The following is a 14,209-nucleotide window of genomic DNA, read 5'->3' as shown; positions in this document are numbered from 1 at the left end:
TGCAGAAACTGCGGAATCTTTTCCCAACTGCGTTGACTCTTTTTTGAAGCTCTGGAATCAATAAGAACATATCAGGAACGAATAGGAGCTGACTGCCATGGCTGAAAACGCTGTGCCGCGGGAGACGGTGCTCGCCCTGCGCGACGCCATTGCCCGACTGGAACGAGACAGGCCATCCGGTTCCTGTCGTCCCACCTTCGAGACGGAGGGCGAGCGTGCGGGATTTTCAGCGTCCGCGCGGTCTCTCGGCGGGCAGGATGTTGCCGGGCAGAGGGCCAAGCAGTGCAGGGCCGGAGAGCGCGGGCAAGACGACGTGCTGCCGCTCGGCGTTCCCGACCTCGACCATGCGATGTCCGGCGGCCTGCCGCTGAAGGGTTTGAGCGAAATACGGGTGGCGGAAACGCGCGATGCCGGTGCCGCCACGGGGTTTACGCTCGGTCTTGCCGCGCTCTACCAGACGCGGCGCAAAGCCCTCGGTGAACTCGGTCCCATCCTCTGGATCTCCGAGACCATGGCGGGAAAAGAGGCCGGCGAGCCTTACGGTGTCGGCCTTTCGCTTCTCGGGATCGATCTGCGTGCAGCGCTCTTCTCGCGGCCTCGCAACCTCCAGCAGGCGCTGTGGATTGCCGAGGCGGCGCTCGGGTTTTCCGTGTTTTCCGCCGTCATTCTGGAGATCCGCGGGAATCCGGCGCGTCTCGGGCTTCCCGAAAGCCGGCGGCTGCAATTGCGCTCGGTCGCCAGCGGCGTTCCGATCTTTCTGCTCCGGCAGGCGGGCGAGGAGGAGGCGAGCAGCGCGCATCTGCGCCTTCTCGTCCGTCCCGCCCCCGCCGCCCCATTCATGCTGCCCGATGGCACGATGCTTTCGACCGGCATCGGGCATCCCGCCTTTCACGTCGTTGCCGAGAAGACGCGGGCTTTTTCCCCTGTCGATGCCTACCTTGAATGGAGTTCCCATGCGCGCCGGTTCTACCCTCTCGACCCCGTCGCCGTCCCTCTTCCGGCCAACGCAGCGGATTCTGTCCCTGTCCTTTCCGCATCTGTCGGCCGACCGGGTGGCACGCCGGCGGTGGGGCGCGTCGTGGCTTTCAAACGGGCGTCCTGACCACCCGCCGGTCGTATTTTCCGACAAGGTCGAGAATGCCATGCGGATCGTGGCGCTCGACAGCGTGGCCGAGCGCCTGCGGTTGAAGCGGGGACAGGGCGTGGCCGAAGCCCGCGCCATGCATCCGCAGATCGACGTGCTGCCGGCCGATCCTGCCGCCGACAAGGCTTTTCTCTCGGCTCTTGCCGACTGGTGCGATCGCTATACGCCGCTGGTCGCCTATGCCGGTGCCGATGGGCTGGCGCTCGACATCACCGGCTGTACGCATCTGCATGGCGGGGAAAAGGCGCTGCTCGACGATGTCCTGTCGCGCCTCTTCCAGCTCGGCGTCGAGGCGCGCGGGGCGATTGCCGCATCGCCTGGTCTTGCCTGGGCGCTCTCGCGATTTTCCAGTGCGCGGCTTTCCGATGATAACGTGATCGAGGCGGGAGAGGAGGCCGCAGCGCTCGGCCCCCTGCCGGTGACGGCGCTTCGGCTGCCGGAAACGGTGACGGACACGCTGATCCGGCTGGGCCTGACCCATGTCGCCGATCTCATGGAGGCGCCCCGGGCAGCACTTGCGCGCCGCTTCGGGCCGCTCGTCTTTCTCCGGCTCGACCAGGCGCTCGGACATGACGACGAGCCCCTGTCGCCGCGCAGGCCGGTGGCCGAGCTTTCGGTCGAGCGCCGGCTGCTCTCGCCGGTCTCCGGCGAGGACGATATTCTCGGGCTGGCGCTGCAACTTGCCGCGGGCCTCAAGACCACGCTGGAGGAGCGGGGAGAGGGCGGGCGCCAGTTCGAGCTCCTGCTCTTTCGCGTCGATGGCAAGGTGTTCCGGCTGCTTGCCGGCACCTCGTCACCGGTGCGGGATCCGAAGCGCATCACGGCGCTCTACAAGGAGCGGCTGGCGGCGGTGCATGACGATCTGGATGCCGGGTACGGTTTCGAGATCCTGCGGCTCTGCGTCCTGAAAGCCGAGCCGATCACATCCATCCAGGACGATTTTTCCGGCCGTCCGGACCAGAGCCGGGCGCTTGCCGACTTCACCGATCGCGTTATCGCCCGCTTCGGAGAGGATGTGCTTTCGATCGTGGTTCTTGCCGCGAGCCACATCCCCGAGCGCGCAGCGAGCCTGCAGCCGGCAGGCAATGCCGTCGTTCCCGCCGCAAAGATGCTGCAGGCGGAGGAATGGCCGATCGTGCCCGTGCGGCCGCTCCGCCTTCTGATCCATCCCGAACGGGTGGAGGTTCCCGCGGCCGATGTTCCCGACGGCGCGCCGGAGCGGTTCTTCTGGCGACGCACAGCCTACAGGGTCGCGCGGGCGGAAGGGCCGGAGCGCATTGCCGCGGAGTGGTGGATCGACGGTGAGGATGCACCGACGCGTGACTATTTTCGCATCGAGGACGAGACCGGTCGCCGTTTCTGGATGTTTCGCAATGGCCTCTTCCAGCGCGAACGGATGCATCCCGACTGGTTCATGCACGGTATTTTCGCATGACCGGCGTTAAGCCCGGTAGCGGCCGCGAGTTCGGAAGAGGGCTGACGGACGCGGGTCGCGGGTCGTCCAAAGCTCAGCCGCCGACGTTTTTCGAACTGGGTGCCTGCACGAACTTCTCCTTCCTGCGCGGCGCCTCGGGCGCCAAGGAGATGGTGGTCACCGCCAAGCGGATCGGTCTCAAGGGGTTGGGGATTGCGGACCGCAACACGCTGTCCGGCGTCGTTCGGGTTCATGCCGAAGCGAGAGAGGAAAAATTTCCTTTCCAGCCGGGCGCACGCCTCGTTTTTGCCGATGGTTCGCCCGATATGCTGGCCTATCCGCGCAACCGGCAGGGATGGGGGCATCTCTGCCGCCTGCTGAGCGCCGGCAATCTGCGTGCCGACCATAAGGGTACCTGCACCCTCTTCCTCTCCGATCTCCTGACATGGCAGGAACATTTGCAGGTGATCGTAATGAAGGGGCGCACCCGCGATAGCGGGCATAAGACCGTTCAGGCCGATCCGCACGCGGTGGCTGACGGACCCCATGCAGACGTCTCCGATGCTGAAACGGGCAATGGCCTTCAAGGGAACGAGGGCCGTGACTGGAAGACGCTCGGCGATACGCTCCGGACATTGCAACCTCTCATGAAGGGTCGGCTCTTCCTCGGCATGACGCCCCGTTATGATGGGTTCGATGCGCAGGATTTCGCGGCGCTCGCGGCGCTTTCCCATAGCACGGGCGTTCGTCTCATCGCCACGAACGACGTGCTCTACCATTCCCCCGACAGCCGTCCCCTGGCCGATGTCATGACGGCCATCCGAGAGCATGTGACGATCGCGGAGGCGGGCTTTCGGCTACAGGTCAATGCCGAACGTTTTCTCAAGGCGCCGGCCGAGATGGTCCGCATCTTCCGCCGCTACCCGCAGGCGGTTGCCAATACGGAGCGCTTCTTCCGGACGCTCGATTTCACGCTCGACGAGCTGAAGCACAATTATCCGAAGGAAGCGGGTCCGGGCGAGACTTCGGCGCAGACCCTGGAGCGGCTGGTCCGGGAAGGGGCGGCCCGGCGATATCCGCAGGGCGTGCCGGAGTCTGTGGAAACGAAAATCGCCTACGAGCTCGATCTCATCGCCAGGAAACAGTACGAACCATATTTTCTGACCGTTCATCGGCTGGTGACCTTTGCGCGAGACAAAGGCATCCTCTGCCAGGGCCGCGGATCTGCGGCCAACTCCTCCGTCTGTTACTGCCTGCATGTGACGGAGGTCGATCCGGTCAAGTTTACCCTGCTTTTCGATCGGTTCCTGTCAATGGACCGCGACGAGCCGCCGGATATCGATATCGATTTCGAGCATGCGCGGCGCGATGAGGTGATCCAGTTCATCTACGATACCTATAGCAAGGAGCATGCCGGCATCGCCGCCGCCGCCATCAGCTACCGGGCGCGCTCGGCCGGGCGCGAGGTGGCCAAGGTCTTCGGCTTCTCCGAGGATGTGCAGACGGCGCTCGCCGCCTCCATCTGGGGCTGGTGGACGTCGTCCTTTACCGACGAGCAGGCAAAGGCTGCGGGGCTCGATCTCGCCGACCCGACGGTGATGCGCATGTTCACCTATGCCGGACGGCTGATGGACATGCCGCGACACCTCTCCCAGCATGTCGGCGGCTTCGTCATCACGCAGGACCGGCTGGACGAGGTCGTGCCGATCATGCCGACGGCCATGCCCGGCCGCTACATGATCGAGTGGAACAAGGACGATCTGGATACGCTGAAGATCCTTAAGGTCGACGTTCTCGCGCTCGGCATGCTCACCTGTCTCGCCAAGGCGTTCCGGATGCTGGAGACCCATTACGGCAAGCAGATGCTGCTGTCAGAGGTCTACGATACCGAGCTCGATTATGTGAACGACGACAATCCTGTCTACGACATGATCTGCCGGGCCGACACGGTGGGGGTGTTCCAGATCGAGAGCCGGGCGCAGATGAGCATGCTGCCGCGGCTCCGACCCCGGGAATTCTACGATCTCGTCATCGAGGTTGCGATCGTGCGGCCGGGGCCGATCCAGGGCGATATGGTGCATCCCTATCTCAAGCGCCGGGAGGCCCGATTGCGGGGCGAGGCGATCCCCTATGAGAGCTTTGAGCTGAAGGCGGTGCTGCAGCGGACGCTGGGCGTGCCCCTGTTTCAGGAGCAGGCCATGCAGATCGCCATGACGGCCGCACGGTTCACGGCGGCCGAGGCCGACCAGTTGCGCCGCGCCATGGCCACCTTCCGGCGGTCCGGGCTGGTCGCAAACTTCGAGACAAAGATGATCGAGGGCATGGTCGGCAACGGCTACAGCCGAGACTTCGCCGTTCGCTGCTTCAATCAGATCAAGGGCTTCGGCGAATACGGTTTTCCCGAAAGCCATGCAGCCTCCTTCGCCCTGCTCGTCTACGCCTCCTGCTGGTTCAAGACCTTCTATCCCGACATCTTCTGCGCGGCGCTCCTCAATGCTCAGCCGATGGGGTTCTACGCTCCGGCACAGCTGGTGCGCGATGCGCGCGAGCACGGGGTACAGGTGCGGGCCGTGGATATCAACCGCTCCGACTGGGAGACGATCCTGGAGGGCAACGAACTGCAGGGGCGGGGCGATGAGAATGGCGGGGAACGAAGCGCCTTCGACCGTCGGGCGATCGATCCGCGGCATCGCGAGATGCGCGACGTCATCCGCACGGCATATGCCGTTCGTCTCGGCTTCCGGCTGGTGAAAGGCCTGCGGGAAGACGATATGGCAAGGCTCGTTGCCGGCCGTGGCAAGGGTTACGTCTCGATCCACGATCTCTGGCTGCGATCCGGGCTGACGCGGAGCGTGCTGGAACGGCTGGCGGATGCGGATGCCTTCGGCTCGCTCGGGCTCGATCGCCGCCGGGCGCTCTGGGCGATCAAGGCGCTCGACGAGCGGGCGCCGGCCGAGCGCCTGCCGCTCTTTGCCGCAGCGGGGGAGGCGGACCTCCGGGCGGATCCGGCTATGCGCCTGCCGACCATGCCGGCCGGCGAGGAGGTGGTCAACGATTACAGGGCGCTGTCCCTGTCGCTCAAAGCCCATCCGGTTTCCTTCATGCGGGAGGCCTTTGCGCGGGATGGTGTGGTGGCGAGCCGTGCGCTGTCGGGCCTGCGTCCCGGGCGGCGCGTTATGGTGGCCGGCCTCGTTCTCGTGCGGCAGCGGCCGGGGTCCGCCAAGGGCGTGATCTTCATGACGCTCGAGGATGAGACGGGCGTTGCCAACATCATCGTCTGGAAGGCCGTTTTCGAGACGTTCCGCGCTGTCGTCATGGGGGCAAGGCTGGTCAAGGTCACCGGCCGCCTGCAAAGCCAGAATGGCGTCATCCACGTCGTTGCCGAGAGCATGACGGACATGACCGAAGCGCTGGGGCTCCTGAAGGGCGAGGCCCGCCGCTTTGCCATCAACGAACGGGCGGACGAGGTGCTGCGTCCGACCGTGGATCAGCGGCAGAAGGGTAATGCGGTGGATCAGGCCCAGCGGGAGCGCGCGCGCCTCGAGGCGCGAATCAAATCTGGACTTATGGAGACGGCGCAGGTCATGCCGAAGGGCCGGAATTTTCACTGAGACCTACTCTCGGAGGTGCTCCGGCGAGAAAAGCACGCGTCCCCATATTTATTTCAGATGGCGTGCATATCGTCATCAGCTTCATCCAAAATGGCCTGAAATGTGTTTCGAGACGCTCGAAATCTTTTGAAAATATTCCCGTCTGCAAGGTGCCGCGGACGTCATTGGAGGGGTGCCCGTGTCTGGGCGGGAACGCTTACGCAAAGTGGCCGGAATCGACTTTCTGATTGCCCGCGTGTTCGCGAAGATGAGAGATCGCATCGACCTCCCACCGTCAGCGTCAACTCATGGGCAGATATCCGACTTCGGTTTCTCTTCCTCTATCTCTTTGGAATTGTTCTAAACTAGACCAACTCTTCTCACGGCCTTTTTTCTTGACACCAATTATCTTGTTTGTTTACTGCTGGCCTCAGCGAGGATGCGAAAACAGGCAAGACGCCATGCTGGTTTGCAGTTGCAATTTCATCTCCGAAAAGGAGATCGAGGACACGATCACCGCTCTTCTCGATGAAGACTGTTGGCAGCTGATCGTTCCTGCGAAGGTGTATCATGCCATGGCCAAGCGCGGCCGCTGCTGTGGCTGTTTCCCCAATGTCGTCGATCTGATCATCCGGACCACCGAGCGCTATCATGCTCTACGGCACTCGACGGATGACCAAATATTTGATTTCATGACCCGTCTCAAAAATTTCCACGAAGAAAACAGGAGAGCGGATCTTGAAAGGCGACACAAGGGTCATAGAGCGGCTTAACGAAGCCCTCTATCTCGAACTCGGAGCGGTCAACCAGTACTGGCTGCATTTCCGGCTGCTCGAGGATTGGGGCTATACGCTCCTGGCCAAGAAGGAGCGGGCCGAATCGATCGAGGAAATGCATCACGCCGACAAGATCATCGCGCGCATCATCTTCCTCGATGGCCATCCGAACCTGCAGACCGTCGGTGCGCTGCGCATCGGACAGAACGTCAAGGAAGTCCTCGAGGCGGATCTTGCCGGCGAATACGACGCCCGCGCCTCGTACAAGGAGTCGCGCGATATCTGTCACGCGGCCGGCGACTACGTCTCTATGAAGCTGTTCGAACAGCTGCTGATCGACGAGGAAGGTCATATCGACTTCCTCGAAACCCAGCTGCAACTGTTCAATTCGATCGGCGCCGAGAAGTACGGCCAGCTGAACGCGACCTCCGCCGACAAGGCCGAAGTCGGCAGCGAAGACGCCTGATACAGGCTTTGATCGGATGCGGCGGCATTTTCGCCGCATCCTTTTTTCTTCCAGGTTACAAGGCCAAGCCGATCCGGCATCGGCCGCTACACTGGCGTAGTCAGTCCTTGCGGGCTGCTTCCGTTGCCAGATGTCCGAAGGTGGCGACCACGGTGTCATAGACCTCCCGCTTGAAGGATACGATGAGGCCGGGAAGGTCGGTCATCGGCTTCCACGCCCATTCCTCGAATTCCGGTTCGTGTCCGCCCGGCGGCGGGTTGATGGCGATCTCGCGGTCATCGCCTTCGAAGCGGAACGCGAACCAGCGCTGGGTCTGCCCGCGAAACTTGCCCTTCAGCCCGATGCCGATCAGATGGGCCGGCAGGTCGTAGTTGATCCAGTCGGGTGCTTCCATCAGCAGCGATACGCTACGCATGCCCGTTTCCTCGTAGAGCTCCCGCTTTGCCGCCTCCAGCGGGTTTTCGCCCTTGTCGATGCCGCCCTGCGGCATCTGCCAGAGCTGGCCTGACCCGTCATATTCCGAGTTTCCGATCGGGATGCGGCGCCCGGCCCAGACAAGGCCGTCGCTATTCAGCACCATGATGCCGACGCAGGGCCGGTAGGGGAGGTCTTCAGCGCGAAGGGGAGGGTTCTTGCCGGTCTTGCTCATCGGGTGTCCTCAAGACGTGTGGCGGCTGTCCTGCAGCGCGCACGAGGGGGGATCGGTTCAGTTTCGCTTCGTGTCCTTCACCAGCGCGGAGACGCCGACGAATTCGATGCCGCGCTTCTCTGCCTCTTCCATCCATTGCGCAATGGCGGAGACGCTTACGTCGAAGGCGGATGCCGTACCGATCGCCGTGCCGTTGCGCCGGGCGATCCGTTCGAGATCGTCGAGCTTGCGCAGAATGGCGGTGCGATCGAGCTGCGTATCCACCACGACGTCGCCGAAAGCATAGGGGACGTCCAGCGCATCGCCGAGGGTGGATGTGAGCGATTGCGCCGAGGTGCCGTCATCCAGAAACAGCAGCCCGCGGCGTCCGAGATCGCGCATCACCGGTTCGAGAGCGCCGGAGTCGGACAGGAAACGCCCGCCGAGGAAGTTCATGACACCGGTATAGTTGGTGATCTTGCCGAGCGCGTCGCGCAGCTGGGCGAGGTTCTGCTTGGCGCTGTCTCCGACCAGCAGGGTCTGTGGCCCGGGATTGTTTGCCGGGTAGTCGAAAGGTTCGAACGGCACCTGCAACAGGATCTCGTGACCCGTCCGGCGCGCCTCCTGCATCCAGCGCTGGAGGCTGTTGCCCGAGGCGGCGAAGGCGAGGGTGGTGGCGGGGGGAAGTGTGCGGATGGCGTTCTGCGTCCCCGTCTGGCTCATCCCCAGGCCGCCGACGACGAGTGCGATCCGCGTGCCGCGCGCCCCCGACCAGGGGCGGGCATACTGGTCCATCGGTCGCAGCCCGTCCGGCCCGACGACCGGCAGTCGGCCTTCCGGCGCGTCTTCCAGCAGAAGGTCGTTCGGCTGTGCCGCCATGCGCGGATCCTGGCCCCGCATTGGGCCGACCTCGATAATGGCCGGACCGTCCTTGCCACGCTTGCCGGGCGAATAGGTGGTCACCACATTGCCGTCGTTGAGGAGCGTCCGGTTCACGGTCGCGCCCGACGACGATGTTTCGCGGATCGGCTGGGCTGTCGCCTTCGCCGCTTCTTGTGTCGTCTCATCGGGATTTTCGCCGGCCGGCACGACGGCAACGATGTCTGGCTTTGGAGGAAGAAGGCCCGTGGGCGACACCAATGCAAAGACGGTCACACCGGCTATGGCCGCCGCGAAGAGACCAAGCGAGAGCCGCCCCTTGCGGAGCGGCGTCTTCGTCTTTGCCGGTCGCCTGTTCTGGCCAAGCGGTGCGTTGAGATCCGTCCCCAAAGTCGTCCTGCACTGGTAGCTGGACCATTCCCAACCGGAATATCGCAGCGATGTCTTCAGCTTTGCCCTCAGGCGATTCGGCCGGGCGAGCCCGTGGTAGCACAGTCATCTGCCATCGGCTCTGCCGACCTTATTACCCACTGAAGCTTGCGCGTCACCGACGCCTTACACGCAAAAACGCCGCCCAGGGGGGACCGGACGGCGTTTGAAGCGATAGCGATGGTCCCTCGACCTTTACGGTGCGAGTTCGGCCTTCTGCGGGTTGGCCGGAAAGCTCGGGTCGCTCTTCTTTCCGCGCAGCAGGTCCAGCGCATAGTTCAGCTGTATGTCGTCCTTGGGTTCCGGCGGAACGTAGGCAACCGAGCCGGAGCCCTCCTGCGTTTCGTTCTGGCCCTGGATATGGCCGCGCAGGCTGGATTCGCTGGTGTTTTCGACCTTGCCGAGAAGTTCCGGCGGCAGCGGCTGATCGACCTTGATGTCCGGCGAGATGCCGGTGCCCTGGATCGACTTGCCGGACGGCGTGTAATAGAGCGCCGTCGTCAGGCGAAGCGCACCGGCTTCGCCGAGCGGGATGATCGTCTGGACGGAGCCCTTGCCGAAGGACCGCGTGCCGAGAACGGTAGCGCGCTTGAGGTCCTGCAGGGCGCCGGCAACGATTTCGGATGCCGAAGCCGAGCCGCCATTGACGAGCACGACGACTGGCTTGCCGTCCGTCAGGTCACCCGGCGTCGCGTTGAAGCGACGCGTCTCGTCTGCATTGCGGCCGCGGGTGGAAACGACTTCGCCGCGCTCAAGGAAGGCGTCGGAGACGTTGATCGCCTGGTCGAGCAGGCCACCCGGGTTGAGACGCAGGTCGAGAACATAGCCCTTCAGCTTGTCGGCCGGCACATCCTTCTTGATCTTCTCGATCGCGTTCTTCAGATCGTCATAGGTCTTCTCCGTGAAGGAGATGACGCGGACATAGCCCACATCGCCTTCGACGCGCGACTTGACGGCCCGCACGGCGATGACGTCGCGCACGATCGTCAGTTCGATCGGCTTGTCGGCGCCCTTGCGCAGGATGGTCAGCTTGATGGGCTTGCCCACGGCGCCGCGCATCTTGTCGACGGCTTCCTCGAGCTTCAGGCCGCGAACGTCCTGGCCATCGATCTTGGAAATAAAGTCGCCGGCGAGAACACCGGCCTTTGCGGCGGGCGTATCGTCGATCGGGCTCGTCACCTTGACCAGCTCGTCTTCCATCGTGACTTCGATGCCGAGGCCGCCGAATTCACCCTTGGTCTGGGTGCGCATGTCTTCCGCGTCGGTCGCATTCATGTAGCTCGAATGCGGATCGAGCGAGGAGAGCATGCCGTTGATGGCGTTCTCGATCAGCTTGTCGTCCTGCGGCGGCGTGACGTACTGGGCGCGGACGCGCTCAAAGACATCGCCGAAGATCGACAGCTCGCGATAGGTGGACGGGTTGGCCGCAACGGCCGGCACGACTGCGGAGTAGACGACGCTCATCGCCGTCGCGCCCATCAACGCCCCGACCAGAACTAGTGAAGCCCTACGAATCATTTCGACCCTTTCCGGTATCTGAGGCGGTCCACCAAGGTCGAGAATCAACCGGTTTACCGTCTTTTCTGAATTCAATGTAAAGCGTTGGTCGATCTGTTTCCAGCGCCAAAGCCGCAGCACTCGCCACTCTTTTCGCCCCCATCTGGCCGAGCGGTTCGCCCGCGACGACGAACTGGCCCGGCTGTACGGTGACCGTCTCCATCCCCGACAAAACAACGAGATAGCCGTCGCCCGGGTTGAGGATGATCATTTGCCCGTAGCTGCGGAACGCGCCTGCGAACATGACCCATCCATCCGCAGGCGCCGTGACCAGCGCGCCGGCTTCGGTGCGCAGCATCATGCCTTGCGAGGAATGCCCTGTGCCGTCGTCTTCGCCGTAGCGACGCAGGACGGAGCCGGCGACGGGAAAGGCGAGTTTCTTCTGCAACTCGGAAAATTCATATGCCGGGGCAATACGGTTTTTGTCGGGCACCGCGTTGCGCGCCAACTCGCGCGCGGCCTCGCGTTCGGCTTCCGACAGGCGGGCGCGAGCTTCCTCCTCCGCGCGTGCCGCGTCTGCGGCGGCCCTCACGGAGCCGATCTCGGTTTCGAGCGAGCCGATTAGGTCTTGCAAGCTCGTTGCCTGCGAGGCCAGCTGTTCGGCCTTGCGCCGTTCCGCAGCAAGCTCGGTGGCGTTGCGGTCTTTGAGCTTCTCCTTCTCGGCCACCAACATGTTCATCCGCCGCTCTTCCTCGAGCCGCGCGGTCATGTCGTTGCCGAGCGCCTGCTTCTGATTGACGATCTGGGTGCGCAGGCCGGCCAGTGCCTTGAGGTCGGCGGCAAGATTTTCCGTCTCGTGGCGGATGCCCGGCACGACGGCGCCGAGCAGGATGGCGCTGCGGACGGAGCCGAGCGCGTCTTCCGGCGTGACGAGGAGGGCAGGCGGCGGGTTGCGGCCCATGCGCTGGAGGGCGGCGAGAACCTCTGCCAGCACGCCACGCCGCGCCTTCAGCGACTGGTGCACGGTGTCCTCGCGAACGCGCAGATCGGCAAGCTTCGTTTCGCCATCCGCGATCTGTTGCTCGAGCGCCTGCCGCTTGCCGGCAGACTCTACCAAAGCCTGACGCAGGGATTCATTGGTCTTTTCGATGTCGGCGATCTCGGACTGAAGCGCAAGCGCCCGCTCCTGCGACAGGTTGATCGTCTTCGACAGGGCTTCAAGTTCGATGCGGGTATTGTTGCGCCTCTGCGAGAGGGCGGCAGCGGGATCTTCCGGTGCGGCTGGTCGATCGCCGCGTTCCGCCTCCTGCGCATGGGCCGCAAGACCGAGCGGCGCAAACGTGATGAGAACCGTGGAAACGAGGAGAATGCAACGGAGGCTGCGGCCATGCCGCATCGTCCGGTCGCCTGCACCGGCTATCCTGCGTCTGGTCTGCCCGCGTCTGGTCATCCCGCCATCTGCCGTCGTCCGCCTTGCCCGAAGCTTGAGGGTGAAGTGAAGGTTCAAGCCTGTTGTCACAAATGCGGCAGGCGCGTGGCCGGACGGCGTGATGACGCAAGCTTGATGGCAGCCATCATGAAATTAGACGCGATGATAGGGATGGCCCGAAAGAATCGTGACGGCGCGATAGAGCTGCTCGGCGATCAAAATCCGCACGAGCTGGTGCGGCCATGTCAGGCGTCCGAGGCAGATCACGGCATCCGCGCGGGCGTGCAGCTCGGGGTCGAGACCGTCGGCGCCACCGATGGCGATGGTCATGTCGCGTTTGCCCTGGTCGCGAAAACCGCCGATGAGGTTGGCGAAATCGAGGGAGTCGAGATGTTTGCCACGTTCGTCCAGAAGAATGAGAAGACCCGCGTCGGGGAGCGACTTCAGAAGCTGGGCTCCCTCTTCGCGCTTCCGGGTGTCGCTGGAGGAGGCGCGGCTCTCGGCGATTTCCGTCATCCGGCCGGCTTCAAGGCCGATGGCAGGGCCAGCCTTGGCGAACCGGTCGAGATAGCGCGCCGCGAGATCCTTCTCCGGGCCGGCTTTCAGGCGCCCGACAGCAAAAAGTCCGATTTTCAACCCTGGCCTCCGGCGCAGCTATTCTGTGAGCCGACGTTTACTGTCGGCCGTCGGCCGAATGATCCGCAGCGAAAACGGGCCGTCAAAGGCTGCAAGATGAAGCTTTCGACGATCCCTTGCAGGTGCCGTCGAAAGCCCGAAATCAAGGATCAATGGCGCGTGCCGTCATCCATCTCGGGTGCCGCCCACATCCGCTCTATATTGTAGAATTCGCGGATTTCGGGACGGAACACGTGGATGATGATATCGCCAGCATCAATCAGAACCCAGTCCGCCGTCTCAAGGCCTTCCACCCGGGGAGCGCCCAGGCCTTCATCCTTCAAGTCAGATACCAGATGGTCTGAGATCGCTGCAACATGGCGGCTCGATCGCCCGGAGACCACAACCATGTAGTCGCCCAGCGCCGACTTCCCGGCAATGTTGATCGTGACAATATCTTCTGCCTTTGAGTCCTCGAGGCTTGCGAGAACCAGTTGAAGCGCCCGGTCGGCGGCATCGTCGCCACGTTCCGTGCTTTTCGGGAAGATGCGGGTAACATTTCCCTTGGCGTGTACTGTTGTCAGAGTTTTTCCTTTCCCAATGACCAGAACATGCACGTTCGACGCGTCTCGCGCCGGGCAGCCGCTTGTCGGACAGCTTGCTTCGTAAATGTAGTCATCAAATCCTTAAGGTTTCAAGACGCAGCCGAAAAGATCGTCAGCCTCGCGCAGGCTTGCCCGCCCGCAGCGCGGTAGAACTCAAGGGCGAGCGCGGGCCGTGAAGGAATGTCCAGGCAGGTGCCGGCCTGCGCGCAAGAAGAGCGGCATCCTCCTCGTCCACGCGGGCATAGTCGAAGGTCTGCGCCATTTTCGAGGAGAGGTAGGCAAGCGTGGCGCCCGGACGATCGACGATGGCAATGGGAACGCTGCGGGCGATCTCCTGCCAGCGCTGCCAGCGATCGAACGTCTTCAGGTTGTCCGCGCCCATGACCCAGACGAAATGAATGGCCGGGTTGCGCGCGCGGATCTTTTCCAGCGTCCGCTCCGTGTAGCTCTGTCCGAGCGACTGCTCGAAGGCGGTCACCTTGATGCGCGGGTTTTCGGCGATAGCCTCGCTGAGCGCGATCCGTTCGGCAAGCGGGGCCAGTTCGCGCCGGCTCTTCAGGGGGTTGCCGGGCGTCACCATCCACCAGAGCTGATCCAGCCGCAGCCGGCGCAGGGCAATGTCGGCCACCAGCACATGGCCGTCATGCGGCGGATTGAACGAGCCGCCGAAAAGGCCGACCGTCATGCCCGGCTCGACATGCGGCATCCGGAGATAACGGTCGGCGACGGCTTCGTTT

The 14,209-nt window shown here is 63.5% G+C and carries 12 protein-coding genes; 5 read left to right on the top strand and 7 right to left on the bottom strand.

From position 1 onward, the window contains the following. Positions 1-97 precede the first annotated feature (97 nt). The 5 genes from GA0004734_RS26360 (at position 98) to bfr (ending at position 7,390) form a co-directional block, all read left to right on the top strand. Positions 98-1,102 carry an ImuA family protein gene (locus GA0004734_RS26360; protein WP_245292322.1) on the top strand — a complete coding sequence of 335 codons (1,005 nt, stop codon included), beginning with the start codon at positions 98-100 and terminating at the stop codon, positions 1,100-1,102. Continuing rightward, entirely contained in the window at positions 1,053-2,579 is a 1,527-nt protein-coding gene (locus GA0004734_RS02775) for a DNA polymerase Y family protein (RefSeq protein ID WP_245292471.1), read from the top strand. Before GA0004734_RS26360 ends, GA0004734_RS02775 begins: the two co-directional genes overlap by 50 nt. Next, a complete protein-coding gene (locus GA0004734_RS02770) occupies positions 2,576-6,169 on the top strand; it encodes an error-prone DNA polymerase (protein ID WP_092931000.1) in 3,594 nt (1,197 codons plus the stop codon). The genes GA0004734_RS02775 and GA0004734_RS02770 overlap by 4 nt, the downstream gene beginning before the upstream one ends. 440 nt (positions 6,170-6,609) lie before the next feature. Beyond that, positions 6,610-6,921: a (2Fe-2S)-binding protein gene (locus GA0004734_RS02765; RefSeq protein ID WP_092930998.1), complete on the top strand. Its 312-nt coding sequence runs from the start codon at positions 6,610-6,612 to the stop codon at positions 6,919-6,921. Beyond that, entirely contained in the window at positions 6,887-7,390 is a 504-nt protein-coding gene (bfr, locus tag GA0004734_RS02760) for a bacterioferritin (protein ID WP_092930996.1), read from the top strand. Before GA0004734_RS02765 ends, bfr begins: the two co-directional genes overlap by 35 nt. A gap of 100 nt (positions 7,391-7,490) precedes the next feature. Here the strand turns inward: bfr and GA0004734_RS02755 are convergent, their stop codons facing one another. The 7 genes from GA0004734_RS02755 to GA0004734_RS02725 form a co-directional block, all read right to left on the bottom strand. Continuing rightward, the gene (locus GA0004734_RS02755; protein WP_092930994.1) at positions 7,491-8,039 is read right to left on the bottom strand and encodes an RNA pyrophosphohydrolase; all 549 of its coding nucleotides are present in this window, start codon (positions 8,037-8,039) and stop codon (positions 7,491-7,493) included. A 57-nt stretch (positions 8,040-8,096) separates the two neighbouring features. Further along, entirely contained in the window at positions 8,097-9,287 is a 1,191-nt protein-coding gene (locus GA0004734_RS02750) for a divergent polysaccharide deacetylase family protein (RefSeq protein WP_092930992.1), read from the bottom strand. 234 nt (positions 9,288-9,521) lie between these two features. Then, complete coding sequence (locus tag GA0004734_RS02745) at positions 9,522-10,844, bottom strand: S41 family peptidase (protein WP_092930989.1); 1,323 nt, start codon at positions 10,842-10,844, stop codon at positions 9,522-9,524. Further along, complete coding sequence (locus GA0004734_RS02740; protein WP_092930987.1) at positions 10,834-12,273, bottom strand: murein hydrolase activator EnvC family protein; 1,440 nt, start codon at positions 12,271-12,273, stop codon at positions 10,834-10,836. Before GA0004734_RS02740 ends, GA0004734_RS02745 begins: the two co-directional genes overlap by 11 nt. Positions 12,274-12,405: 132 nt before the next feature. Next, positions 12,406-12,888 carry a 23S rRNA (pseudouridine(1915)-N(3))-methyltransferase RlmH gene (rlmH, locus tag GA0004734_RS02735; RefSeq protein ID WP_092930985.1) on the bottom strand — a complete coding sequence of 161 codons (483 nt, stop codon included), beginning with the start codon at positions 12,886-12,888 and terminating at the stop codon, positions 12,406-12,408. Positions 12,889-13,037: 149 nt separating this feature from the next. Next, the gene (gene rsfS, locus GA0004734_RS02730) at positions 13,038-13,484 is read right to left on the bottom strand and encodes a ribosome silencing factor (RefSeq protein WP_092930983.1); all 447 of its coding nucleotides are present in this window, start codon (positions 13,482-13,484) and stop codon (positions 13,038-13,040) included. 100 nt (positions 13,485-13,584) lie between these two features. Further along, the gene (locus GA0004734_RS02725) at positions 13,585-14,178 is read right to left on the bottom strand and encodes a nicotinate-nucleotide adenylyltransferase (protein ID WP_092935815.1); all 594 of its coding nucleotides are present in this window, start codon (positions 14,176-14,178) and stop codon (positions 13,585-13,587) included. Positions 14,179-14,209 lie beyond the last annotated feature (31 nt).

This window comes from Rhizobium sp. 9140 (assembly GCF_900067135.1).
GTDB lineage: Bacteria > Pseudomonadota > Alphaproteobacteria > Rhizobiales > Rhizobiaceae > Ferranicluibacter.
The sequence above is the reverse complement of the archived record's forward strand: the minus strand, read 5'-3'. Positions and strand labels throughout refer to the sequence as shown.

Coding starts and splice junctions, on each gene's coding strand:
- GA0004734_RS26360 (WP_245292322.1), top strand. CDS start 98: ATGGCTGAAAACGCTGTGCCGCGGGAGACGGTGCTCGCCCTGCGCGAC.
- GA0004734_RS02755 (WP_092930994.1), bottom strand. CDS start 8,039: ATGAGCAAGACCGGCAAGAACCCTCCCCTTCGCGCTGAAGACCTCCCC.
- GA0004734_RS02740 (WP_092930987.1), bottom strand. CDS start 12,273: ATGACCAGACGCGGGCAGACCAGACGCAGGATAGCCGGTGCAGGCGAC.
- GA0004734_RS02770 (WP_092931000.1), top strand. CDS start 2,576: ATGACCGGCGTTAAGCCCGGTAGCGGCCGCGAGTTCGGAAGAGGGCTG.
- GA0004734_RS02765 (WP_092930998.1), top strand. CDS start 6,610: ATGCTGGTTTGCAGTTGCAATTTCATCTCCGAAAAGGAGATCGAGGAC.
- GA0004734_RS02725 (WP_092935815.1), bottom strand. CDS start 14,178: ATGCCGCATGTCGAGCCGGGCATGACGGTCGGCCTTTTCGGCGGCTCG.
- GA0004734_RS02745 (WP_092930989.1), bottom strand. CDS start 10,844: ATGATTCGTAGGGCTTCACTAGTTCTGGTCGGGGCGTTGATGGGCGCG.